Origin of the sequence: Microbacterium sp. Leaf161 (assembly GCF_001423645.1) — a bacterium.
Classification (GTDB): Bacteria; Actinomycetota; Actinomycetes; order Actinomycetales; family Microbacteriaceae; genus Microbacterium; species Microbacterium forte.
Genome location: NZ_LMOW01000003.1, coordinates 70,546 through 93,296, shown reverse-complemented (window position 1 = coordinate 93,296; position 22,751 = coordinate 70,546). Strand labels below are relative to the sequence as shown.

Genomic DNA, 22,751 nt, shown 5'->3' with positions numbered 1-22,751 from the left:
ACCGCCGGTTCTCGCCCGAAAGGCCCTGTTCGATCTCGGACAGGGCCTTTTCGCATCCGGTCGCCGTTCATGTGCACATGGCAGGATCGTGACATGAGCTCAGCAGTCCAACTCATCCGTTCCGCCGACCTCGCCGCAGCACCCTATGCATATGCGGCGACTGCCCCAGCCGGCTCCCGGCTCATCTTCCTCGCGGGTGCATGCCCCCTCGGAGACGACGGCTCGACGACCGCCCCCGGCGATTATGCCGCACAGGCTGCACGCTGCGTAGAGACCCTCGGCATCGCCCTGCATGCCAGCGGCGCCACGCTTTCGGACATCATCAGCACGCGCGTACTCGTCGCCTCGTCGTCCCAGGCTGATCTGGTCACGGCCTGGGATGTCATCCACGACGCCTTCGGCGACCATGACGCACCGAGCACACTCGTGGGCGTCACCGTGCTCGGGTACGACCACCAGCTGGTGGAGATCGAAGCGATCGCGGCAGTCGCGGAGGATGCACGGTGAGCGATGTCATCCGGCCGGCCGACGTTGAGGACGCGGAGATCCTGCACGCCATCGAGATGCAGGCCGACGCGCTCCTGATCGACCGCCTGGGGGCGCCGGAGTGGCCGCCCGCAGGCGATGGCGCTGAACGACTCACAGCTCCGGGGTTCGTCCTCGTGTTGGAAGACTCGAGCGGCTCCCCCGTCGGCTTCGTGCACGTCCTCGATGCCGACGGCCACGCGCACCTCGAGCAACTCTCCGTGCTTCCGACCTCCGGACGCCAGGGGTTCGGGCGCCGACTCGTCAGCGCCGCTCTGGAGGCTGCACGCGAGCATGGCTATACCCGCATGACTCTGCGGACGTACGCGGAGATCCCCTGGAACGCTCCGTTCTACTCGTCGTGCGGGTTTCTCGAGAGCATCCCCGAGACTCCGTTCCAGCGCGGCCTCGTGGACACCGAGACCTCTCTCGGTCTCGATCGATACGGACGCCGGGTGCAGATGACGGTCGAGCTCTGAGACGCCACGTCGACATTGGCGGAATCCGGTCTGTCGTCGTCGGGAAGACGACGGCAGGTGCCCGCGCGTCTTCCTAGGCTGGGGAGATGATCGATCGCACTGAGTATTACGCCGCCAAACTCGCCTACGAGACCGACGCGAGTGACGTGTACGCCGCTCTCCCGGCCGAGGACGGCATCGTCATCATCGATGTCCGTTCCGACGAGGCCTGGGCTCAGGGACGCGTCGCAGGGGCCACGCATATGCACTACAGCGAGATCGCGGATCGCGCGCCGGCTGAGATACCGGCCGGCTCTGCCGTCGTGGTCTACTGCTGGAGTCCGGGGTGCAACGCGGGTGCGAAGGGCGCTCTCGAGTTCGCGAAGCTCGGATATGCCGTTCGGGAGATGATCGGCGGGTTCGAGTACTGGGTCAGGGAAGGCTATCCCGTGGAGGATGCCGACGGCGTTCACCGCCGCCCTGTCGACCCCCTGACCGGCATCGCCCGGATCCGCTCGCGAGCATAGCCCCGACATGCAGAAGGCCCCCGGGAGGGAATCCCAGGGGCCTTCTCGCTGTATATCAGCGGGCGAAGTTCCCGCGGTAGTACTCGTAGACCCAGCCGACGATCGCGACCACGAAGATCGCCAGGCCGATCGGGAGCAGGAAGTGCCCGACGGCGAGACCCACCACGAAGACTCCGGCGGATCCGGCGAGCACGATCGGCCACCAGGACCAGGGGCTGAACTCACCCAGTTCAGGGTCGCCGTCATCGATGTCGCTCGTGAGGATGTCCTCAGGCAGCTCGCCGTTCTGAGCCTTGTGCGTGCGGTCGAGGTAGAAGGCGATCATCGCGCCCATGAACGCGGCGAAGAACAGTGCCACGGTGCCGACCCACTCGATGCGCTCGGCGAAGTTGTCCGACGGCGTGGCGAGGATGTGCCAGCCGGTGTAGACGACTCCGACCAGTGCGAAGAAGGCGGTCAGGACCCACCAGAGGATGACGTTGTCGCGCATGGCTCAGTGGCCCTCTCGCTCGCCGGGTGCGGCCGGTGTGAACTCCGCCGCCTCCGGGTGGTTCAGGTCGAATGCAGGACGCTCGCTGCGGATGCGCGGGATCGACGTGAAGTTGTGGCGCGGCGGCGGGCAGGAGGTCGCCCACTCGAGCGAAGCTCCATAGCCCCACGGGTCGTTGACCGTGACCTTGGGCGCCTTGCGAGCCGTGATCCAGACGTTCAGGAAGAACGGCAGCATGGACGCGCCGAGGATGATCGCACCGATCGTCGAGACCTGGTTCTGCCAGGTCCAGCCGTCAGCCGCCGAGTAGTCGGCGTAGCGACGCACCATGCCGTCGACACCCAGCCAGTGCTGGATGAGGAACGTCATGTGGAAGCCGATGAACAGCATCCAGAAGTGCACGTAGCCGAGACGCTCGTTGAGCATGCGTCCTGTCCACTTCGGCCACCAGAAGTAGAAGCCGGCGAACATCGCGAACACCACGGTGCCGAAGACCACGTAGTGGAAGTGCGCGACGACGAAGTACGAGTCGGAGAGTGCGAAGTCGAGGGGCGGAGCCGCGAGGATCACGCCGGTCAGACCACCGAAGACGAACGACACCAGGAAGCCGAGCGCGAACACCATCGGCGTCTCGAACGTCACGGACCCACGCCAGAGGGTGCCGATCCAGTTGAAGATCTTCACACCCGTCGGCACCGCGATGAGCATGGTCATGAGGGCGAAGAACGGCAGCAGGACCGAGCCGGTCACGTACATGTGGTGCGCCCACACGGCGACGGACAGCGCGGCGATGGCGATCGTCGCGTAGACGAGCGTCTTGTACCCGAAGATCGGCTTGCGGCTGAAGACCGGGAAGATCTCCGACACGATTCCGAAGAACGGCAGGGCGATGATGTACACCTCAGGGTGACCGAAGAACCAGAAGAGGTGCTGCCAGAGCAGAACACCGCCGTTCGCCGGGTCGTAGATGTGAGCGCCGAGGATGCGGTCCGCGGCTGCAGCGAAGATCGCCGCTGCGAGGACGGGGAACGCCATGAGGATCAGAAGGCTCGTGATGAGCGTGTTCCACGAGAAGATCGGCATACGCCACATCGTCATTCCGGGAGCACGCATCGTGATCACGGTGGTGATGAAGTTCACCGCGCCGAGGATCGTTCCGAAACCGGAGATTCCGAGTCCGACCATCCAGAGGTTTCCGCCTGCACCCGGCGAGAACGACGCGCTGGCGAGCGGCTGGTAGGCGAACCAGCCGAACGACGCTGCGCCCTGCGGGGTGAGGAAGCCGGCGACCGCGATGGTCGAGCCGAACAGGAAGAGCCAGAAGGCGAAGGCGTTCAGACGCGGGAACGCCACATCCGGTGCACCGAGCTGAAGCGGCAGGATCGCGTTCGCGAAGCCGGCGAAGAGCGGCGTCGCGAACATGAGGAGCATGATCGTGCCGTGCATCGTGAAGAGCTGGTTGTACTGCTCCTTGGTCGGGATGATCTGCATCCCGGGAGCGAACAGCTCTGCGCGGATGACGAGGGCCATCACGCCGCCGAGGAGGAAGAACAGCACCGAGGCGATGAGGTACATGTACCCGATCGTCTTGTGGTCGGTGGAGGTGATCCACTTGACGACGATGTTGCCCTTCTGCTCGACGCGCGACGTGCTCATGAGAGCAGCCTGGCGTGCGGGCAGAGTGGTGGGTCGAGAGCGAGGGGCCTCGTCGGTGCGGGGGGCTTCAGTGGTCGACATGGCTTACTCCTCTCCTTCCTCGGAGGTCGGGGCGGTGGTCCCGGGGTAGTTCGACAGACGGTCGTAGGCGTCCGTGATGTCTCCGGTGTTGCCTTCCTCCTCGAGAGTCTGGAGGTAGGCGTCGTACTCGTCCTGCTCGACGACCTTGACGTTGAAGAGCATCATCGAGTGGTACTCGCCGCACAGTTCAGCGCACTTGCCTGCGTACTCGCCGACACGGGTCGGGATGAAGGACCAGGAGTTGTCCTTCCCGATGTACATGTCCTTCTTGTAGAGGAAGTCGATGATCCAGAAGGAGTGGATGACGTCGCGAGACTGGAGGTTGATCGTGACCTTCTGGTCGACCGGCAGCACCAGGGTGGGCAGCTGCGCCTGGTCGATGTTGCCGTCCGCATCGGGCTGAGCCTGGATTCCCATGGTCCAGACGGCGTCGGAGTTGTCTTCCTCTTCGCCGTCGTACTGGAAGTCCCACGCCCACTGCTTGGCGATCGCCGTGATCTCGACGTCGGGCTCGTCCCACTTCGCCTCGATCGCCGACTGGTCGCGGGCCGTGAAGAAGAACATTCCCAGCACGAGGATCAGCGGCACGACCGTGTAGAAGATCTCGATCGGCATGTTGTAGCGCATCTGCACGGGCAGACCCGTCTGGCCCTTGCGGCGGCGGTAGGCGATCGCGGCCCAGGCCATCAGGCCCCAGGTGATCACGCCGACGGCGAGCAGGACGATCCACGAGTTGACCCAGAGCGACGACACGCGCTCGGTCTGGTTGGTGGCCGCAGGCTCACCCTCCACGAAGCCCGGGAGGTAACCGTTCAGCTCAGTGGCAGTACATCCCGCCAGGGCCACGGCTGCCGCTACTCCCAGGGGGAGAGCGGCCCAACGAAGGCGGCGTTTCGAGGGCACGATGCACCTTTCAGATTGCGGACAGGGCACACCCAAGTCTAGGGCAACCTCACACCTGATTCATGCCAACCACGCAGGTTGGCGGAGGGGTCCGGGTCAGTGGAAGCTGTCTCCGCAGGCGCAGCTGCCCGCGGCGTTGGGGTTGTCGATCGTGAAGCCCTGCTCGGAGATCGTGTCCTTGAAATCGATGGATGCGCCATCGAGGTACGGGACGCTCATGTTGTCGATGATGACCTCGACGCCGTCGAAGTCGACGGTCTCGTCCCCCTCGAGGAACCGCTCGTCGAAGTACAGCTGGTAGATCAGGCCGGAGCATCCGCCGGGCTGGACGGCGACGCGCAGACGCAGGTCGTCACGGCCTTCCTGCTCGAGGAGGTTCTTCACCTTGATCGCCGCGGCGTCGGTCAGCTTCACGCCGTGCGCCTGGGTGGTCTCTGCTGAGGTCAGTGTGGTTTCGCTCATGTCGCTCCTTCGGACGGGCCGTGCTCGCACGGCTGGTAACTCGATTTTACCCTCAGCCTCGACGATCGGGCTCAGATGATGATGTCGTTCATCCGCGAGAGCAGCAGGGCCTCGGTCGCCACGGCGTGGCGGAACGTGTCGAGATGCAGGGATTCGTTGGGGCTGTGGGCCCGCGAGTGCGGGTCCTCGACGCCGGTCACGAGGATCTGCGCATCGGGGAACTCCCGCACGAGGTCGGCGATGAACGGGATCGATCCGCCGACTCCGAGGTCGACAGGGGCGACGCCGTAGCCGTCCCGCATGGCGTCGCGGGTGAGCGCGACGGCCCAGCCACTGGTGTCGACGAGGAAGCCGTTGCCGAGATCGACGTCCGAGAACGTCAGCTCCGCGCCGTACGGCGCGTTCGCTCGCAGATGCGCCTCGAGAGCGGCATACGCGTCCTCACCGGTCTGACCAGGCGCGACGCGCGCGCTCACGACGACCGTCACCTCGGGAAGAAGGGTGTTCGACGCCGCCGCGACACTGGTCGCATCGATTCCGATGACGGTCACCGCGGGCTTGTTCCAGATCCGGCTGAGGATGCTGCCGCCGCCGATCGGCGAGGTGCCTGGCAGAAGGCCTGCTTCGTCCCGAAGCGTCTCCTCGGTGTATTCGGGAGTGGGCGCATCGCGCTCGGTCATCCCCTCGACCGCGACAGAGCCGTCTTCGTTCCAGAGCGTGGAGAGCATCTTGACCGTGGCCATCATCGCGTCGGGGACGGCTCCCCCGAACATCCCCGAGTGCGATGCGTGGTCGAGCGTGCGCACGCGCACGGTGAATCGTGCGTTGCCGCGGAGCGAGACCGTGAGGCCGGGAGTCACCGAGTCCCAGTTTCCCGAGTCCGCGACCACGATGGCATCCGCACGCAGCGCCTCCTTGTTGTCGGAGAGGAACTGCGCGAAGGAACGGGAACCGTACTCCTCTTCGCCCTCGATGAACATCGCAATGCCCAGTTCCAGATCGTCGCCGACGACCTCGGCGACCGCACGGATCGAAGCGATGTGCGCCATGATGCCCGCCTTGTCGTCCGCAGCGCCTCGACCGTAGAGACGTCCGCCGCGGACGGTGGGCTCGAACGGCGGCGTCTCCCACAGCGCGTCGTCACCCGGAGGCTGAACGTCGTGGTGTGCGTAGAGCAGGATCGTCGGCTTGCCGTTGCGCGCTGCGCGCGTCGCGAGCACCGCCGGCTGCCCGTGCTCGTCGGTGCCGGGGATCGCGGCACGGAGAACGCGCACGTCGTCGAAGACCCCGGTTGCCGTGGCCAGTGCCGCGACTGCTTCGGAGCTGCGTTCGAGCTGCGTCTGATCGAACGCGGGCCATGCCATGCCGGGGATGCGGACGAGCGCGCCCAGGTCGCTCAGCGCCGCGGGAAACCCCGTCGAGACCGCCTCGAGGACGGCGGGCTCGCGTTCGCTGGACAGATTCTGGTCGCCGGGCTGGGCAGGAGATGTCATGCGAGTAATCTTAAGGTGATCCGCCTTCACTGAACCGAGGAACCTCGTGGCCACTACCCCTGTCCCCCCTTCGACGAATGACGACGCCCCCGAGACGACTGCGTCGGGCAAGGGACGCGCGACGCCGACCCGGGCCGAGCAGGAGGCGGCGCGCCGTCGGCCTCTGGTCGCGAACACCAAAGAGGCGAAGGCCGCCGCACGCGCAGAGCTCAACGAACGACGCAACCGCGCACAGGCCGGCCTGGCTGCCGGCGAGGAGAAGTACCTCCCGGCTCGCGACAAGGGGCCACAGCGCCGGTGGGTCCGCGACTACGTCGACGCCGGCTGGCACCCGGCCGAATTCGTCATGGGTGTCATGGTGCTCGTCATCCTGATCTCGCTTCTGCCCGCGAACCTCGCCATCGGCGGATTCGCCATCGCCGGCTGGGCGTACCTGGTCATGATGGCGTACCTGATCCTCGCGATCGGCGGCATGGTGCTGCTGGGGATGCGCGTCAAGCGCAAGATCGCCGCGAAGTTCGGCAAGGAGCGCATGGAGCGCGGCCTCGGCTGGTACGCCGCGATGCGTTCGCTGCAGATGCGGTTCATGCGTCTGCCCAAACCCCAGGTGAAGCGCGGTGAGTACCCCGCCTGATCCTCAGATCTCCCCGAGAGGCGTCTCCTGCTCCCCGAGCACGAGGCGCCTCTCGCTTTCGTGGGTGCGGCGACTCAGCGCGCGACGAGGCCCCGGTTGATCTCGCGCCCCCAAAAGGGACCGCGGTACAGGAAGGCCGTATAGCCCTGCACGAGCGTCGCTCCGGCTTCGAGCCGCTCCTGCACGTCGGACGGCGTCTCCACTCCCCCGACGGCGATCACGCAGAACTCCTCGGGCACAGCCGAGCGCACGAGCCGCAGCACCTGCAGGGAACGCTCCTTGAGCGGCGCTCCGGAGAGTCCGCCCGCTCCGATCTGCGCGACCGTGGCGGCATCCGTCGTGAGGCCGTCCCGGCTCACGGTGGTGTTGTGAGCGATGATGCCGGCCAGCCCTTCGTCGACTGCGAGGTTCGCGATGGCGACGATCTCCTCGTCGGAGAGATCGGGGGCGATCTTGACGAGCAGCGGAGTTCCACCGGATGCGGCGCGCACCGCTCTGAGCAGCGGAGCCAGCGTCTCGACCGCCTGAAGCCCCCGAAGACCGGGGGTGTTCGGAGAGGAGACGTTGACGGCCAGATAGTCCGCGAGTGGCGCGAGCCTCGTCGCCGACGCCACATAGTCGGCGGTGGCGTTCTCGACATCGACGACCCGGCTCTTGCCGATGTTCACGCCGATGACCGTGTCGGGTGCTCCGCGCCGCAGTCGCGCGAGTCGCCGGGCTGCGGCATCTGCACCCTCGTTGTTGAACCCCATGCGGTTGATGACCGCTCGATCGGCGATGAGGCGGAACAGCCGGGGCTTCGGGTTTCCGTCCTGAGGGATCGCAGTGACGGTGCCGACCTCGACATGCCCGAAGCCGAGCGCAGCGAGACCGCGCACTCCGACGGCGTTCTTGTCGAAACCGGCCGCGATCCCGAAGGGCGAGGAGAACGTCAATCCGAGGGCCTGCACCTGCAGCGACGGGTCGGGCTTCGTCAGAGCACGCGTCGCCCAGGAGAAGGGCGGCGCCCCGAGCACGCGAATCACCGCCATACCGGCGTGGTGGGCGAACTCAGGGTCGAAGCGCGACAGGACAGCGCGAAAGAGCAGCGGATACATCCCTGCCAGATTACCGGTCGACGGACTCCGGCTCGACGTGGTCGGCGCGAAGATCGGTGATCGCGCTCTCGAAGTCCTCGAGCGAGTCGAAGGCCTGATACACGCTCGCGAAGCGCAGGTATGCGACCTCGTCCAGGTCGCGGAGAGGTCCGAGGATCGCCAAGCCGATCTCGTTCGTGTCGAGCTGGGAGACACCCGTCTGTCGAACGGCCTCCTCCACCCGCTGAGCGAGGATCGCCAGATCGGCTTCGGTGACGGGCCGCCCCTGACAGGCCTTGCGCACGCCCGAGATCACCTTCTCTCGGCTGAACGGCTCCATGACACCGGATCTCTTGATCACGTTGAGGCTCGCCGTCTCCGTCGTCGTGAAACGACCTCCGCACTCGGGGCATTGACGTCGACGACGGATCGAGAGGCCGTCATCACTGGTGCGCGAATCGATGACCCGAGAGTCCGAGTGACGGCAGAAGGGGCAGTGCATCTGACCGATCCTACGCGGTGAAACGCGCCTCGATCGCCTCACCGTGTGCGGGAAGCGCCTCGGTCTCGGCGAGGGCGACGACTCCCGCGCGCACGTCTGCGAGTGCGGCGCGATCGTAGGAGATGACCTGCTGCGGACGCAGGAACGTGTATGCACCGAGTCCGGGCGCATAGCGCGCCTGTCCCCCGGTCGGCAGGACGTGGTTGCTGCCGGCCATGTAGTCGCCGAGGCTCACGGGCGTGTGGTCTCCGACGAACACGGCACCTGCGCTGGTGAAGCTGTCTGCCGCGGCCTCGGCGTCTTCGAGGTGCAGCTCGAGGTGCTCGGGAGCATACGCGTTGCTGAACGCCGTCGCCATCGCACGGTCGTCGACCAGGACGATGGCCGACTGCGGCCCGTCCAGCGCTGCCGCCACTCGCGTCGCGTGACGCGTGACACCCGCGTGCCGCTCGACCTCCGCGGCGACGCGATCGGCCAGCTCCGGGGAGTCTGTGACGAGCACGGCCGATGCCTGCTCATCGTGCTCCGCCTGGCTGACGAGGTCGGCGGCGATGAGTCGCGGGTCAGCTGCCGCATCTGCCACGACGAGGATCTCGGTCGCCCCCGCCTCGGAGTCGGTGCCGACGACGCCTGCCACAGCGCGCTTGGCGGAGGCGACGTAGTTGTTCCCCGGCCCCGACAGGACGTCGACCGGGTCGAGCCCGATTCCCTCGACGCCGTGCGCGAAGGATCCGATCGCTCCTGCTCCGCCGATCGCGTACACCTCCGTGATGCCGAGCAGGCCCGCCGCGGCGAGGATCGTGGGGTGCACACGGCCACCCTGGTCCTCCTGCGGCGGTGAGGCGAGTGCGATCTGCTGCACGCCCGCGACCTGCGCCGGGACGACGTTCATGATGACACTGGAGGGATAGACCGCTTTGCCGCCGGGGATGTACACCCCTGCACGGTGGACGGGCTGCCAGCGCTGCGTGATCGTCGCGCCGGCCCCGATCCGCGTGATCTGACGCTCGGGGACCTGTGCCGCCGAGGCGATGCGCACCCGGCGGATCGCCTCCTCGAGAGCGAGGCGCACGTCGGGCGCGAGGCGCTCGAGGGCCTCGGCGATGTGCTGCGCGGGCACACGGATCTCGTGTCCGGAGACACGATCGAAACGTTCGGCCTGCTCGCGCAGAGCCTCTTCGCCGCGCTCGCGCACATCGTCGACGATTCGAGCCGCGGTGTCGAGAGCCTCGGCTCGTGCCTGGGTGGCGCGCGGCACAGCCGCGAGCATGTCAGCCGGCGAGAGCGTGCGCCCCCGCAGATCGATCGTGCGCAAGGTCAGCCTCTCGTGATGTCTGAGATGTCGTGCAGGTAGCCAATGCGACCGTCGTCGTGTCTGATGACGTATGCACCACCGCGGTCCTCGATGACGAGAGCCCAGGCGCTCGGACCGACTCGGAAGATGCTCTCGCCGCGCTCGTCGTGCACGTCACGCTCGGTCGGCGCGAGGATCCAGAAAGGCTGCGGCGCCGCGAAGTCGTGCTGCGGGTTCGTCGCGGTGAAGTCGGTCTCGTCGTCGACGGCGGGGAATGCGGTCGTCTCGGCCGACGAGACGTCACGCGCGGTCGTTCCCAGAAGAGACTCGATGCTGCCGGTGTCGGATACGATCTCGGGCTCCTGACCGCGCGATCGACGCGAGTACGTGGGGACGTAGTCCTCGGTGGAAGTCGTCTCCTCGGTACCTGTCCCCCCGCCGGAGGCGTGCGAGGAGAGCGGCACCTGCTCGGCGAGATCGAGACGGGCGACCTCGTCGGTCGCCTGGGCGTCGGACAGCTCCACGTCGAGACCGGCAGCCGGAGCGGCCGCGGTCGTATACGCCGGAGGGGCAGTCTCGATCCTGTGCGGCGCAGGGGTGTCGTCTGTCGTGTGCGTCGGGGCAGGGTCTGTCGAGTACGCCGGGGCAGGGTCTGTCGAGTACGCCGGGGCGACCTGGGGCTCGGGAGCGGCGTCGAACGACCGATCGGCCGTGAGGTGGGGAGCAGCAGCCGCCGCGTGCGGCGCAGCGGCTGCCTCTGGGCCGGCGGGCGTGTCGCTCGCCTCGGGGGCGGGCTCGGGGCGCGGGCGCGCGATGACCGGTCGGACCGGATTGGCATTGCGGTGCGCGAGCGTGACGAGGCGGCCCTGGAAGTCCTCCTTGAGGCCGGGCACCAGCGGAGCGAACACGGTGAGGACGACGAGCGCGAGCGCCGCGAGAAGCTGGACCACGCCGTTCCAGGGCAGACCGAAGACGCCGAACTCGATCACGAAGGCGACCGCGTTCCAGAGGGCTCCCAGCCAGAAGACGGCCGAGACGGAGAACGCGACCGATGCGAACTGGTCGATTCCCAGCGATCCGACGCGGCGGATGCCGTCCGGCGAGAAGCGGCGGAGGATCACCAGGAACACGGCGACCGTCGGCACGCCGATGGGCAGGATCCACTGGATTCCGGCGCCCCAGATCGAGGCGTCGCCGACGTAGGGGAAGAACGAGGCGATGAAGGCTATGAGCCACACGCCGACGATGAGCAGCTCCCTCAGAGTGAAGCCGAGGATGCCGTACTCCGGCGTCACCTCGTCATCGTAGAGAACGCCGTCATCATCGGAGAAGTCCTCCTCGAAGGCCACTTCGGGTGCGGCCGAGGAACGGTCTGCCTCCGACTCGTCGTTGTTCAGGAAGGGTGATTCCGTGCTCATGGGAGGGTCCTTTCGCCACGGTGCAGAGCCTCTGCGTCATGCACCCGAACGCGTCCCGATACTACCCGGTGCATCCGTGAGGACCCCTCGGGCAGCAGCGCTTCGCTGATGCTCAGCCCAGGCAGGTCGGGCCGAGCAGAGATTTGAGATCGCCGAACAGATCGGCGGAGACCTTGACCGGCATCGGCACGTCGAAGACCTTCGCCGTGCCGCCGCGATGCACGCGCAACACCACTTCGGTGTCACCGTTGTGGCGTCGCAGCACCTCTGCGAGCTCGGTCATCACCCGCTCGGTCGCCCTCTGCTCCGCCAGGACGAGCGAGAGGGGGCCCGCGGCGTCGAAGGAGCCGACATCCGGCGCGAAGGCCGACTGCGCATGCAGATTGAGTCCGTCATCGCGCTTCGACACCCGTCCGCGCACCGCGAGGATGGAGTCCTGCTGCAGGATGTGCTGGAACTCGGTGTAGGTCTTGCCCATGAACATGACCGTCACCTCGCCGTTGAAGTCCTCGACCGTGATCATGCCGTACGGGTTTCCACTGGCCTTCGCGACACGGTGCTGGACGCTCGTCACGAGACCGGCGACCGTGACCTGCTCGCCGTCCTGCATGTCGTCGGAGTTGATGAGGTTGTGGATCGAGATCGACGCGTGCTTGGCGAGCGGCACTTCGAGCCCCGCCAGGGGGTGGTCGGAGACGTAGAGCCCGAGCATCTCTCGCTCGAACGCGAGTTTGTCCTTCTTGATCCACTCGGGTCGCGCCGGGACCTTGGCAGGCGCCGCCTCTTCCATGTCGTCGTACAGGCTGTCGAAGTCGAAGCCGATCGCGCCCTGCGCCTCGTTCCGCTTGCGATCCACAGCCGCCTCGACGGCATCCTCATGGATCTCGAGAAGGGCTCGGCGGGAGTCCCCCATCGAGTCGAATGCACCGGCCTTGATCAGCGATTCGACCGTGCGCTTGTTCGAGACATGCAGCGGCACCTTCTCGAGGAAGTGATGGAACGAGGTGAATCGCTCGTCCTTGCGCGCCGCGATGATGCCCTCGACCACGTTGCTGCCGACGTTGCGGACGGCACCCAACCCGAAGCGGATGTCGTCGCCGACGGCGGCGAAGTACTTGATCGACTCCGAGACATCGGGGGGGAGCACCTTGATGCCCATTCGACGGCACTCGTTGAGGTACAGCGCCATCTTGTCCTTCGAGTCGCCGACGCTGGTGAGCAGCGCGGCCATGTACTCGGCGGGATAGTGGGCTTTGAGATAGGCGGTCCAGTACGAGACGACGCCGTAGGCCGCCGAGTGCGCTTTGTTGAAGGCGTAGTCCGAGAACGGAAGCAGGATCTCCCAGATCGCGTTGACGGCTCCGTCGGAGTACCCGTTCGCGTGCATACCCGCCTGGAAGCCCGCGAACTGCTTGTCGAGCTCTGACTTCTTCTTCTTGCCCATCGCTCGGCGGAGGATGTCGGCCTGTCCGAGCGAGAACCCGGCCACACGCTGCGCGATGGCCATCACCTGCTCCTGGTAGATGATCAGGCCGTAGGACTCGTCGAGGATGTCGGCGAGCGACTCGGTGAACTCCGGATGGATCGGCGTGATGGGCTGCTGACCGTTCTTTCGCAGCGCATAGTTCGTGTGCGAGTTCGCGCCCATGGGCCCTGGACGGTAGAGCGCGATGAGTGCCGAGATGTCACCGAAGTTGTCCGGCCGCATCAGCCGCATGAGCGATCGCATCGGACCGCCGTCGAGCTGGAAGACTCCGAGTGATTCGCCTCGGCCGAGCAGATCGTAGGCCCCGCGGTCGTCGAGCGCGAGGTGTTCGAGGTCGAGCTCTTCACCGCGGTTGGTGCGGATGTTGTCGAGCGCGTCCGAGATGATCGTCAGGTTGCGGAGCCCGAGGAAGTCCATCTTGATCAGGCCGAGCGACTCGCACGAGGGGTAGTCGAACTGCGTGACGATCTGGCCGTCCTGCTCGCGGCGCATGATCGGGATGATGTCGATCAACGGCTCGGACGACATGATCACGCCCGCCGCGTGCACGCCCCACTGGCGCTTCAGACCCTCGAGGCCGAGTGCGCGGTCGAAGACCGTCTTCGCCTCCGGGTCGGTCTCGATGAGAGCGCGGAACTCGCTCGCCTCTTTGTAGCGGGGGTGCGCCGAGTCGAACATTCCGTCGAGGGGCATGTCCTTGCCCATCACGGGCGGCGGCATCGCCTTGGTCAGGCGCTCCCCCATGCTGAACGGGAAGCCGAGCACGCGGCCGGCATCTTTCAGCGCTTGCTTGGACTTGATCGTGCCGTACGTGACGATCTGGGCGACCCGCTCGGATCCGTACTTCCTGGTCACGTAGTCGATGACCTCGCCGCGGCGCCGGTCATCGAAGTCGACGTCGAAGTCGGGCATCGAGACGCGGTCGGGGTTCAGGAACCGCTCGAAGATGAGGCCGTGCTCGAGCGGATCGAGATCGGTGATCTTCATGGCGTAGGCGACCATGGAACCGGCTCCGGACCCACGGCCCGGCCCCACACGGATGCCGTTGTCCTTGGCCCAGTTGATGAAGTCGGCGACGACGAGGAAGTAGCCGGGGAACCCCATCTGCAGGATGATGCCGGTCTCGTACTCGGCCTGCTTGCGCACCTTGTCGGGGATCCCGTTCGGATACCGGTAGTGGAGGCCGGCTTCGACCTCCTTGACGAGCCAGCTGTCTTCGGTCTCTCCGTCCGGCACCGGGAAGCGCGGCATGTAGTTGGCCGCCGTGTTGAACTCGACTTCGCAGCGTTCGGCGATGAGCAGCGTGTTGTCGCACGCCTCGGGGTGATCGCGGAAGAGCTGGCGCATCTCGGCGGCGGTCTTGATGTAGTAGCCGTCGCCGTCGAACTTGAAGCGGTTGGGGTCGTCGAGTGTCGAGCCCGACTGCACGCACAGCAGGGCCTCGTGCGCGTCGGCCTCGTGCTGGTGCGTGTAGTGCGAATCGTTCGTGCCGACGAGCGGGATGCTGAGATCCTTCGCGAGCCGGATCAGATCGGTCATGACCCTGCGCTCGATGGAGAGACCGTGATCCATGATCTCGGCGAAGTAGTTCTCCTTGCCGAACAGGTCTTGGAACTCTGCGGCCGCGGCGCGGGCGGCGTCGTACTGACCGAGGCGCAGCCGTGTCTGGATCTCGCCCGAGGGGCAGCCTGTGGTCGCGATCAGACCCTTGCCGTAGGTCTGCAGAAGTTCGCGGTCCATGCGGGGTTTGAAGTAGTAGCCCTCCATGCTCGACAGCGAGCTGAGGCGGAACAGGTTGTGCATGCCCTGCGTGGTCTCGCTCCACATCGTCATGTGCGTGTAAGCACCGGACCCCGAGACGTCGTCGCTCTTCTGATCCGGGGATCCCCACTGCACCCGGGTCTTGTCACTGCGATGCGTGCCGGGCGTGACGTATGCCTCGAGTCCGATGATCGGCTTGACCCCTGCCGCGTTGGCCGCCTTGTAGAACTCGAACGCCGCGAAGGTGTTCCCGTGGTCGGTCACCGCGATGGCCGGCATCTCGTAGTCGGCCGCCGCCTGGGTCATCGCCGCGATCTTCGCCGCCCCGTCGAGCATCGAGTACTCGCTGTGCACGTGCAGGTGGACGAAGGAGTCGGATGCCATGGTTCGAGTCTACTTTCGGCGTGCGACATCGAGCGTCGGCGCGACCCCCCGCGCCCGCCCGTCGTCCACATCAGGGAAGCGAATCCACCACGCTCACGGTGTACACGTACCGCTCGTCCGCCATGGTGGCGGGGACCAGGGCCGAGGGAGTGTCGAGAGTCGCCGTCTTCTCATGCACGATGCCCGTGGTCGTGTCGATCGTGACAGCGCGATTCTGGATGGCTGGCTCTCCGGAGAGCGCCTCGGTCGCCGCCGAGAAGCGCAGCGTCGCGAGGTTTCCGTCGGTGGAGACGATCTCGGAGCCGGGGAGCATGCTGAGAGCCTCGTACATCGTCGCGCGCTGCGTGCTCGACCCCAGATTGTAGGACAACAGGTCGATGAGAACCCAGCCGACCTTGTAGTCCTGGTCGCCGGTGCCGGCTCCCTGGTTCTCGCGGATCCACTGTATGAGTCCCGCCGGATCCGTCGGCATCGCCGCGAAGAACGCCCCGAGACCGTAGCCTTCAGGCGTGCCCCAGGGAGCTGCCGGCCCGTCTGAGAAATAGGGCGCGCCACTCGACGACATCGACTCCTGGTGCGCCTGGGCCAGTTGCGCCGCGTCGGGTCCGAACGTATCGGTCACGGTCCAGGCCTGGTCTGTCGCATACAGCCACTGCTGCGACAGATCGGCCGGGGCGTAGCTGCTCCAGGACGACGTCCCGCGCCAGGCGTTCTGGGCGTTCGATCTGTCAGTCTGATACTGCCCGCCTTCCGGATCGGGCTGGTGATAGACGACCTGCTCCGATTGCGTGTGCATCCGCAGGTACTGTCCTGGTGCCAGCGTCAGCCCCGTGAATGTTCGCGCCGCGGTCGCGGCGGCGCCGAATGCCTGTGCCGACGTCATCGGGGCCTGTGTCGGGGGCCCGGGCTCTGGCTCTGGCGGCGACAGAGTCTGCCCCGGCTCACGTGTCGGGACTGCTTCGATCGCAGGTGACTTCGGCTGTGTGATTCCGGTGACGACCAGAACGCCGACGACGACCGCGGCCGCGGCTCCCGCCAACGAGCCGGCAAGGACCCATCTCGGCCTGGCGGAGCGCATGGCGGCCGGACTCGTGCCTGCCGTGATCTCGCTCATCAGCCGAGCACGAGCCGCGCCGACATGCGATTCTGCATCGTCCAGGTCCGGCTTGGTCTCCTGAACCCTCTCAAACACGTCCACGGAGTTCTCCTTCCTGCTGCTTCTCGAATGCCTGGATCCTTCGCGCGGGATCCAATCGCCTGCGAACGCGATTCAGCCGCGATCGCACGGTGCCCACGGGAACCCCGAGCGCCTCTGCGATGTCGTCGTAGCTCAAGCCCTGCCAGGCGTACAGCAGCAGCGTCTCTCGATCCTTCGTGGGAAGGCCCGCGATCCTCTCTCTGAGCGCGCGCACCTCGCGCTCGGCATCCACGCGTCGCATCGCGTCGTCGAGGCCTCCGAGCGACGTCACGTTCTCACTGACTGCCGCAGCGAAAGAACGCCAGTGCCGCGCCTCGACCGCCCGGTGCCGGCGGATCAATCGCGAGGCGATGCCGAGCAGCCACGGTGCGGCCGACTCCTTGCTCAGGTCGAAATCGGCCCTGCGCCGGAAGGCGACGAGGAACGTCTCGCTGAGCACGTCCTCGGCATCATCGGAACCGACGCGGTAAGCCGCGAACGCGTTGACCGCGCGTGCATGTCGGTCGAACAGCTCGGCGAACGCCTCCGGCCGACCCAGCGACCGCCGGATGATCTCACTGTCTGTGCTCACACTATGTATTGCCCCTGCGACACCTTCGGGTTCACGCTTTCTTCGACCGTCTGTGCGATCCCCGCAGATCGAGGCGCATCAGCACCCGCGGAAATCCGTCGAGAGTGGACCCGGTGTCCGCGGCCCTCTCGAACCCCGCGTCCTCGAACAGTCGTCTGGTTCCGACGTAGGCCATGGTCGGATTCACCTTCTCGCCGTGATTGTCGACCGGATAGCCCTCGATCGCCGGCGCACCTTGCTGCTTCGCATGCGCGACGGCACCCTCGATCAGTGCGTGCGAGATTCCCTGCTTCCGATAGCCGGGGCGGACCCGGATGCACCACAACGACCACACCTCGAGGTCATCGACGTGCGGGATCAACCGGTTGCGCGCGAAACTCGTCGCGCTGCGGGGGTGCACCGCTGCCCAGCCCACCGGCTCGTCGTCGAGATAGGCGATGACTCCGGGCGGCGGGTCCTGATGGCAGAGCTCGCGCACGCGGTCGGCACGCTGTGCGCCCCGAAGCGCGTTGTTCTCCTTGCTGCCTATGCGGTAGCTCAGGCAGAAGCACACGTTCGATGTCGGCTTCTTCGGGCCGACGAGAGTCGCCACATCGTCGAAGTCGGTCGCTGGTCGCACCTCGATGCTCATGCGCTCAGTCTGGCTCAGTCCGCCGACATCCGCCGCAGGCGATTCACTCGCCGCGCAGGATCTCCAGGGCGTGCTCGAAATCCGCGGGGTAGGGCGATTCGAACTGCACCCGGTCCCCTGTCGCCGGGTGCGCGAACGCCAGCTTGTGCGCGTGCAGCCATTGACGCGTCAGGCCGAGTCGCGCCGACATCGTCGGATCCGCGCCGTAGAGCGGATCGCCCGCACACGGATGCCGGAGAGCCGCCATGTGCACGCGGATCTGATGCGTGCGCCCGGTCTCGAGGTGGATCTCGAGCAGTGACGCCCCCGGAAAGGCCTCGAGAGTCTCGTAGTGAGTCACCGACGGCTTGCCGTCCGGCACCACTGCGAACTTCCAGGAGTGGTTCGGATGCCGGCCGATCGGGGCATCGATCGTTCCCGTCAGCGGGTCAGGATGCCCTTGAACGACCGCGTGGTAGATCTTCTCGACCGTGCGCTCCTTGAACGCGTGCTTCAAGGTCGAGTAGGCCGACTCGCTCTTGGCCACCACCATGAGTCCGCTGGTGCCGACATCCAGACGATGCACGACGCCCTGACGCTCCGGAGCCCCACTGGTGGCCACCCGGAACCCCGCCGCGGCGAGAGCACCGACGACGGTCGGCCCCTCCCACCCGAGCGAAGGGTGGGCAGCGACGCCCGTGGGCTTGTCGACCACGACGATGTCGTCATCGTCGTAGACGATTCCGAGTTCGGGAACCGCGATCGGGACGATCCGCGGCTCCTCCCTCGGCTGCCACTCCACCTCGAGCCATCCTCCACCACGCAGGCGATCGGACTTGTCGAGAGTGACTCCGTCGAGGCGCACGCCTCCGGCGGAGGCGACATCGGCGGCGAAGGTGCGCGAGAAGCCCATCAGCTTCGCGAGCGCCGCGTCGACGCGTGCGCCCTCCAATCCGTCAGGAACCGGCAGGGAGCGGGACTCCACGCTCAGCGTCCGTCCGACGCCGGAGCCGGCGCATCGGGAGATGCCCCGTCCGGGCGGGCCACGTCGGGGTGCGGATCCGCGACGGCCTCTTCGGCCAACGCTGCAGCCTCGGCTTCCTCGTCGGTCTCGACGAGCACGTGGTCGCGTTCACGGGTGCCGTCGAAACGAAGCCCGAGCACGACGAGCAGTGCGACCGAGATCATTCCGGTGACGATGAAGATGTCGGCGACGTTGAAGATCGCGGGCATCATCCACGGCATCGAGATCATGTCGACCACATGCCCCATGGGGAACCCAGGGTCGCGGAAGAGACGATCGGTGAGATTGCCGAGGACTCCGCCGAGCAGGCAGCCGAGGACCACGGCCCAGAGGCGCGAGTGGAGTCCGAAGGCCTTCCACACGATAACCCCGGCGACGACCGCCAGAGCGATGGTGAAGATCCACGTGACGTCGGATCCGAGCGAGAACGCCGCACCGGGGTTGCGCACGTAGTACAGCTGAAGGAACTCACCGAGCACCGGGACCGGCTCCTGCAGTGGCAGGTTCTCCGTGGTGAGGTACTTCACAAACTGATCGGCGGCCAGCACGATCGCCGCGAGAATCGCGACGATCGCGCCGGCCGCCGACCGACGAAGGGGACGGCGTCCTGGCAAAAGGACGACCTACAGTCCGATCGCGGAGACCGGAGTCGAGTCCGTCGATGCCGACTTCTCGTCGAGATCGCGGAGCTGACCCTCGATGTAGCCGCGCAGCTGCGAGCGGTAGTCGCGCTCGAAGTTGCGGAGTTCGGTGATCCGGGCTTCGAGTGCATTGCGCTCGCGCTCGAGACGGGCCGACTCTTCGCGCTGCTTGGCCTCGGCCTCGGTGCGGATGCGGTTGACTTCACCCTCGGCCTCGGCAATGAGCTGAGCGCGCTTGGCCTCACCCTCGGCGACGTGCTCGTCGTGCAGGCGCTGCGCGAGCTCGATGATGCCGGCGGTCGCGGTCGCGGAACCCGACGGAGCGGGCTCAGCGGGGGCCGCGGCCGGAGCGGGAGCCTCTTCGACGACCGCAGCGGGTGCCTCTGCAGCGGCTGCGGGAGCGGCCGGCGCGTCGCCGGACTCGTACGCGGCCAGCTTGGCCTTGAGTTCGACGTTCTCTTCGAGGGCCTTGCGCCACTCGATGACGATCTCGTCGAGGAAGTCGTCGACCTCGTCCGGGTCGAAGCCGTCCTTGAAGCGGACGTGCTGGAACTGCTTGGTGACGACGTCATCCGGGGTAAGTGCCATGGTGGCTCCTTCGATGAGTTCGGTTGCCAGTTTTGGAGAATGGCGTGGTCGAGATTCGGCGCGAACCCGGGGCGCGCACCTGGGAGCCAAGCATAGTCCCCGAGCCTGTCAGTCGCGACGCCACGACACCCCAGGGTGTCGAAGTCGCACAGGACTCAGATGAAGCTTCGGACGATGCTCATCAGGATCAGGACGATCAGGATGGTGATCGAGAACCCGAAATCCAGGGACAGCGAGCCGATCCGCAGAGGCGGGATGATCCGCCGGAAGAACCGGACGGGCGGATCGGTCACCGTGTAGACGAGCTCGGCAGCGACGAGTCCGGCGCCCTTGGGCCGCCATTCCCGATTGAACAGCGGGATGTAGCTCAGAATGAGACGTGCGAACAGCACCAGCAGGTACAGCAGAAGTGCCAGATGCACGATGCTGGCGACGATGGAGACGACGAACCCCACGGTCTACGACTGGTCGAAGCCCGCGGACTCTGCGTCCGCGTGCGCGATTCCCCCGTGTCCAGAGACCGCGATGTTCTCCGGCGACAGCAGGAAGACCTTCGAGGTGACCCGCTCGATGCGGCCGTAGAGGCCGAGCGAGAGCCCGGAGGCGAAGTCGATCAGACGGCGAGCGTCTGCATCGCTCATCTGCGACAGGTTGATGATGACCGGCACACCTTCACGGAAGCTCTCCGCGATGAGCTGAGCGTCGCGGTACTGCTTCGGGTGCACGGTGAGGATCTCGTTCACTGCCCCTCCTGCGGGCTGGCGCACGGCGACGGGGCGCCGTAGCGGGGTCACGGGCGCCGGAGCGGGCTCCTCGCGTTCGCGGTCCCGATCACGCTCGCGGTGGGAGCGGGCCGGGGCCGGCTCCTCCTCGTAGACCTCTTCCTCGTCAGCGAGGCCGAGATACACCATGGTCTTCTTCAGCGGGTTACCCATCGTGTCCTCCGGTTCGAACGTGTCGGGTGGTCTTTTTAGAGGTTAACCCCGGTCGGGGCGGGGTCCCGTGATTGCGGACCCGATCCGCAGGTGTGTCGCGCCCGCATCGATGGCCGCGACGAAGTCCCCGGTCATTCCTGCGGATATCCAGTCGGCGGTCGGCTCGACCTCGCGCACTCTCTCGGCGATCGTGCGCAGGCGCGCGAATGCCGAGGCTGGCTCCTCGTCGAGTGGCGCGACCGCCATGACGCCACGCAGGCGCAGCGAGGGAAGCGCGAGGATGTGCTCGGCGAGCGACCGGGCATCGTCGGGCTCGACTCCGCCCCTCCCCGCGTCATCGGTGAGGTTCACCTGGACGAGGACGTCGAGGATGTCGTGCCCCTCTGCGGCCCTGTGCAGGGCATCCGCCAGCCGGTCGCGGTCGACCGAGTGGACGGCGTCCGCGCTGCGGCGGATCGCGGACGCCTTGTTGGTCTGCGCCTGGCCGATGAAGTGCCAGCGAAGATCGAGGTCATCCAGCTCGGCTGTCTTCGAGGAGAGCTCCTGCTGACGGTTCTCCCCCACGTCGCGGACGCCGAGCGAATGCAGTTCGCGGACGAGCGACGAGGGGTGGAACTTCGTCACGACGATCCGAGTGATCTCCCCCGGATCCCTGCCGGCCAGGCGCGCGGCGTCGGCGATCCGATGATCGATCGCCGACAGCCGCGCCGCCAGACCGGATTCGGTCTGGCCCAGCGCCTGAGTCACTTCAGGAATTCGGGGATGTCGATGTCGTCATCCGCGAAAGCCGGCTCGATGCTCGTCGCCGCGACGCGCTGCTGCGCCTTCTCGGGCGCGGGCGTCTCGGCTGCGGGCTTGCTCTCCTCGTCGTTCGAGAGAGCCACCTCAGGCAGCGTGCTGGCCGCGGCCGGACGTGAGACGACCATCGGGTCCAGACGCAGCGACGGCTCGCCGCTGTCGAAGCCGGCGGCGATCACGGTGACGCGCACCTCGTCGCCGAGCGTGTCGTCGATGACGGTACCGAAGATGATGTTCGCCTCGGGGTGCGCAGCCTCCTTGACGAGATCAGCCGCATCGTGGATCTCGAAGATCCCGAGGTTCGAGCCACCCTGGATCGAGAGCAGGACTCCATGAGCGCCTTCGATGCTGGCTTCGAGGAGCGGCGACTCGACGGCCAGCTCGGCGGCCTTGATCGCACGATCGGCACCGCGAGCGGATCCGATTCCCATGAGAGCGGAACCCGCGCCCTGCATCACCGACTTCACGTCGGCGAAGTCGAGGTTGATGAGACCCGGGGTGGTGATGAGGTCGGTGATGCCCTGGACACCCGCGAGGAGCACCTGGTCCGCGGTCGCGAACGCCTCGATCATCGAGATGCCGCGATCGCTGATCTCGAGGAGGCGGTCGTTCGGCACCACGATGAGGGTGTCGACCTCTTCCTTGAGCTTCACCACACCGGCTTCGGCCTGGCTCTGACGACGACGGCCCTCGAACGAGAACGGCTTGGTGACGACACCGATGGTCAGCGCGCCGATCGACTTCGCGATGCGAGCGACCACGGGGGCTCCACCGGTTCCGGTGCCGCCTCCCTCACCTGCCGTCACGAAGACCATGTCGGCGCCCGTGAGTGCCTGCTCGATCTCTTCGGCGTGGTCCTCGGCTGCGCGACGACCCACCTCGGGGTCTGCACCGGCGCCGAGTCCGCGGGTGAGCTCGCGGCCCACGTCGAGCTTGACGTCGGCGTCGCTCATCAGCAGCGCCTGGGCGTCGGTGTTCACGGCGATGAACTCGACTCCGCGGAGACCGAGATCGATCATGCGGTTGACGGCGTTGACGCCGCCACCGCCGACGCCGACGACCTTGATCACGGCGAGGTAGTTCTGGTTCTGGCTCATGGCCGGCCTCCGAATAGTCGAACCTGTCTTAGGGGAGATTCCGCCGGGTTGAACCTTAAACCTCAACTAGAGGTGTAAAGTATTTCCCGGTATTGGTTTCTCTTGTTCGAAGGTAAGCGTCACGCACCCCTGCACTCGC

General features: G+C 66.5%; 24 protein-coding genes. 4 read left to right on the top strand and 20 right to left on the bottom strand.

Annotated features, from left to right (window positions below):
* Positions 1-93: 93 nt before the first annotated feature.
* The 3 genes from ASF87_RS15655 to ASF87_RS15645 all read left to right on the top strand — a co-directional run bounded on the left by ASF87_RS15655 (position 94) and on the right by ASF87_RS15645 (position 1,510).
* Positions 94-507 (top strand): RidA family protein, encoded by a 414-nt coding sequence (locus ASF87_RS15655; protein WP_056377201.1) that lies wholly within the window; start codon positions 94-96, stop codon positions 505-507.
* Positions 504-1,004, top strand: coding sequence for a GNAT family N-acetyltransferase (locus tag ASF87_RS15650; protein ID WP_056377198.1), 501 nt, complete (start codon positions 504-506; stop codon positions 1,002-1,004). The genes ASF87_RS15655 and ASF87_RS15650 overlap by 4 nt, the downstream gene beginning before the upstream one ends.
* Positions 1,005-1,090: 86 nt before the next feature.
* Positions 1,091-1,510, top strand: a complete 420-nt coding sequence (locus ASF87_RS15645; RefSeq protein WP_056377196.1) for a rhodanese-like domain-containing protein — start codon at positions 1,091-1,093, stop codon at positions 1,508-1,510.
* A gap of 55 nt (positions 1,511-1,565) precedes the next feature.
* On the opposite strand, the gene ASF87_RS15640 is transcribed toward ASF87_RS15645, so the two are convergent.
* The 5 genes from ASF87_RS15640 to ASF87_RS15620 all read right to left on the bottom strand — a co-directional run bounded on the left by ASF87_RS15640 (position 1,566) and on the right by ASF87_RS15620 (position 6,595).
* The gene (locus ASF87_RS15640) at positions 1,566-2,000 is read right to left on the bottom strand and encodes a cytochrome c oxidase subunit 4 (RefSeq protein WP_042538402.1); all 435 of its coding nucleotides are present in this window, start codon (positions 1,998-2,000) and stop codon (positions 1,566-1,568) included.
* Between the two features lie 3 nt (positions 2,001-2,003).
* Positions 2,004-3,737 (bottom strand): aa3-type cytochrome oxidase subunit I, encoded by a 1,734-nt coding sequence (gene ctaD, locus ASF87_RS15635; RefSeq protein WP_042538403.1) that lies wholly within the window; start codon positions 3,735-3,737, stop codon positions 2,004-2,006.
* 3 nt (positions 3,738-3,740) lie between these two features.
* Positions 3,741-4,640, bottom strand: a complete 900-nt coding sequence (gene ctaC / locus ASF87_RS15630) for an aa3-type cytochrome oxidase subunit II (RefSeq protein ID WP_056377194.1) — start codon at positions 4,638-4,640, stop codon at positions 3,741-3,743.
* A 96-nt stretch (positions 4,641-4,736) separates the two neighbouring features.
* A complete protein-coding gene (erpA, locus tag ASF87_RS15625) occupies positions 4,737-5,102 on the bottom strand; it encodes an iron-sulfur cluster insertion protein ErpA (protein WP_056377192.1) in 366 nt (121 codons plus the stop codon).
* A gap of 71 nt (positions 5,103-5,173) precedes the next feature.
* The gene (locus ASF87_RS15620) at positions 5,174-6,595 is read right to left on the bottom strand and encodes a dipeptidase (protein WP_056377190.1); all 1,422 of its coding nucleotides are present in this window, start codon (positions 6,593-6,595) and stop codon (positions 5,174-5,176) included.
* 46 nt (positions 6,596-6,641) lie between these two features.
* On the opposite strand from ASF87_RS15620, the gene ASF87_RS15615 reads away from it, so the two are divergent.
* The gene (locus tag ASF87_RS15615) at positions 6,642-7,229 is read left to right on the top strand and encodes a DUF3043 domain-containing protein (protein ID WP_056377188.1); all 588 of its coding nucleotides are present in this window, start codon (positions 6,642-6,644) and stop codon (positions 7,227-7,229) included.
* Positions 7,230-7,303: 74 nt separating this feature from the next.
* On the opposite strand, the gene ASF87_RS15610 is transcribed toward ASF87_RS15615, so the two are convergent.
* The 15 genes from ASF87_RS15610 to ftsZ all read right to left on the bottom strand — a co-directional run bounded on the left by ASF87_RS15610 (position 7,304) and on the right by ftsZ (position 22,612).
* A complete protein-coding gene (locus ASF87_RS15610; RefSeq protein WP_056377186.1) occupies positions 7,304-8,326 on the bottom strand; it encodes a quinone-dependent dihydroorotate dehydrogenase in 1,023 nt (340 codons plus the stop codon).
* Positions 8,327-8,336: 10 nt separating this feature from the next.
* Positions 8,337-8,807 carry a transcriptional regulator NrdR gene (gene nrdR / locus ASF87_RS15605; RefSeq protein WP_042538415.1) on the bottom strand — a complete coding sequence of 157 codons (471 nt, stop codon included), beginning with the start codon at positions 8,805-8,807 and terminating at the stop codon, positions 8,337-8,339.
* A gap of 10 nt (positions 8,808-8,817) precedes the next feature.
* Positions 8,818-10,122 carry a histidinol dehydrogenase gene (hisD, locus tag ASF87_RS15600; protein ID WP_056377185.1) on the bottom strand — a complete coding sequence of 435 codons (1,305 nt, stop codon included), beginning with the start codon at positions 10,120-10,122 and terminating at the stop codon, positions 8,818-8,820.
* Between the two features lie 2 nt (positions 10,123-10,124).
* Positions 10,125-11,519 carry a hypothetical protein gene (locus tag ASF87_RS15595; RefSeq protein WP_056377183.1) on the bottom strand — a complete coding sequence of 465 codons (1,395 nt, stop codon included), beginning with the start codon at positions 11,517-11,519 and terminating at the stop codon, positions 10,125-10,127.
* Positions 11,520-11,631: 112 nt separating this feature from the next.
* Positions 11,632-15,150, bottom strand: a complete 3,519-nt coding sequence (gene dnaE, locus ASF87_RS15590) for a DNA polymerase III subunit alpha (RefSeq protein ID WP_042538419.1) — start codon at positions 15,148-15,150, stop codon at positions 11,632-11,634.
* Positions 15,151-15,220: 70 nt separating this feature from the next.
* Complete coding sequence (locus tag ASF87_RS15585) at positions 15,221-16,348, bottom strand: hypothetical protein (RefSeq protein ID WP_056377181.1); 1,128 nt, start codon at positions 16,346-16,348, stop codon at positions 15,221-15,223.
* Positions 16,335-16,919, bottom strand: coding sequence for an RNA polymerase sigma factor (locus ASF87_RS15580; protein WP_056377179.1), 585 nt, complete (start codon positions 16,917-16,919; stop codon positions 16,335-16,337). Before ASF87_RS15580 ends, ASF87_RS15585 begins: the two co-directional genes overlap by 14 nt.
* A 31-nt stretch (positions 16,920-16,950) precedes the next feature.
* Positions 16,951-17,550 carry a GNAT family N-acetyltransferase gene (locus ASF87_RS15575; RefSeq protein WP_056377177.1) on the bottom strand — a complete coding sequence of 200 codons (600 nt, stop codon included), beginning with the start codon at positions 17,548-17,550 and terminating at the stop codon, positions 16,951-16,953.
* Positions 17,551-17,593: 43 nt separating this feature from the next.
* The gene (locus tag ASF87_RS15570) at positions 17,594-18,514 is read right to left on the bottom strand and encodes an RluA family pseudouridine synthase (protein ID WP_056377174.1); all 921 of its coding nucleotides are present in this window, start codon (positions 18,512-18,514) and stop codon (positions 17,594-17,596) included.
* A gap of 2 nt (positions 18,515-18,516) precedes the next feature.
* Complete coding sequence (gene lspA / locus ASF87_RS15565; RefSeq protein WP_082508953.1) at positions 18,517-19,167, bottom strand: signal peptidase II; 651 nt, start codon at positions 19,165-19,167, stop codon at positions 18,517-18,519.
* Between the two features lie 9 nt (positions 19,168-19,176).
* Positions 19,177-19,782 (bottom strand): DivIVA domain-containing protein, encoded by a 606-nt coding sequence (locus tag ASF87_RS15560; protein WP_056377173.1) that lies wholly within the window; start codon positions 19,780-19,782, stop codon positions 19,177-19,179.
* Positions 19,783-19,937: 155 nt separating this feature from the next.
* A complete protein-coding gene (locus tag ASF87_RS15555) occupies positions 19,938-20,237 on the bottom strand; it encodes a YggT family protein (protein WP_042538428.1) in 300 nt (99 codons plus the stop codon).
* Between the two features lie 3 nt (positions 20,238-20,240).
* Entirely contained in the window at positions 20,241-20,717 is a 477-nt protein-coding gene (locus ASF87_RS15550; protein ID WP_042538430.1) for a cell division protein SepF, read from the bottom strand.
* A gap of 42 nt (positions 20,718-20,759) precedes the next feature.
* Positions 20,760-21,464: a YggS family pyridoxal phosphate-dependent enzyme gene (locus tag ASF87_RS15545; protein WP_056377171.1), complete on the bottom strand. Its 705-nt coding sequence runs from the start codon at positions 21,462-21,464 to the stop codon at positions 20,760-20,762.
* On the bottom strand, positions 21,461-22,612 hold the full coding sequence (gene ftsZ / locus ASF87_RS15540; RefSeq protein ID WP_042538433.1) for a cell division protein FtsZ: 1,152 nt from the start codon (positions 22,610-22,612) through the stop codon (positions 21,461-21,463). Before ftsZ ends, ASF87_RS15545 begins: the two co-directional genes overlap by 4 nt.
* Positions 22,613-22,751: the final 139 nt, after the last annotated feature.

Bases quoted from the DNA above. Each gene is read 5' to 3' on its own strand.
- ASF87_RS15655 (WP_056377201.1), top strand. From the start codon at position 94: ATGAGCTCAGCAGTCCAACTCATCCGTTCCGCCGACCTCGCCGCAGCA.
- ASF87_RS15645 (WP_056377196.1), top strand. From the start codon at position 1,091: ATGATCGATCGCACTGAGTATTACGCCGCCAAACTCGCCTACGAGACC.
- ASF87_RS15640 (WP_042538402.1), bottom strand. From the start codon at position 2,000: ATGCGCGACAACGTCATCCTCTGGTGGGTCCTGACCGCCTTCTTCGCA.
- ctaD (WP_042538403.1), bottom strand. From the start codon at position 3,737: ATGTCGACCACTGAAGCCCCCCGCACCGACGAGGCCCCTCGCTCTCGA.
- erpA (WP_056377192.1), bottom strand. From the start codon at position 5,102: ATGAGCGAAACCACACTGACCTCAGCAGAGACCACCCAGGCGCACGGC.
- ASF87_RS15620 (WP_056377190.1), bottom strand. From the start codon at position 6,595: ATGACATCTCCTGCCCAGCCCGGCGACCAGAATCTGTCCAGCGAACGC.
- ASF87_RS15610 (WP_056377186.1), bottom strand. From the start codon at position 8,326: ATGTATCCGCTGCTCTTTCGCGCTGTCCTGTCGCGCTTCGACCCTGAG.
- nrdR (WP_042538415.1), bottom strand. From the start codon at position 8,807: ATGCACTGCCCCTTCTGCCGTCACTCGGACTCTCGGGTCATCGATTCG.
- ASF87_RS15595 (WP_056377183.1), bottom strand. From the start codon at position 11,519: ATGAGCACGGAATCACCCTTCCTGAACAACGACGAGTCGGAGGCAGAC.
- dnaE (WP_042538419.1), bottom strand. From the start codon at position 15,150: ATGGCATCCGACTCCTTCGTCCACCTGCACGTGCACAGCGAGTACTCG.
- ASF87_RS15575 (WP_056377177.1), bottom strand. From the start codon at position 17,550: ATGAGCATCGAGGTGCGACCAGCGACCGACTTCGACGATGTGGCGACT.
- ASF87_RS15560 (WP_056377173.1), bottom strand. From the start codon at position 19,782: ATGGCACTTACCCCGGATGACGTCGTCACCAAGCAGTTCCAGCACGTC.
- ASF87_RS15550 (WP_042538430.1), bottom strand. From the start codon at position 20,717: ATGGGTAACCCGCTGAAGAAGACCATGGTGTATCTCGGCCTCGCTGAC.
- ftsZ (WP_042538433.1), bottom strand. From the start codon at position 22,612: ATGAGCCAGAACCAGAACTACCTCGCCGTGATCAAGGTCGTCGGCGTC.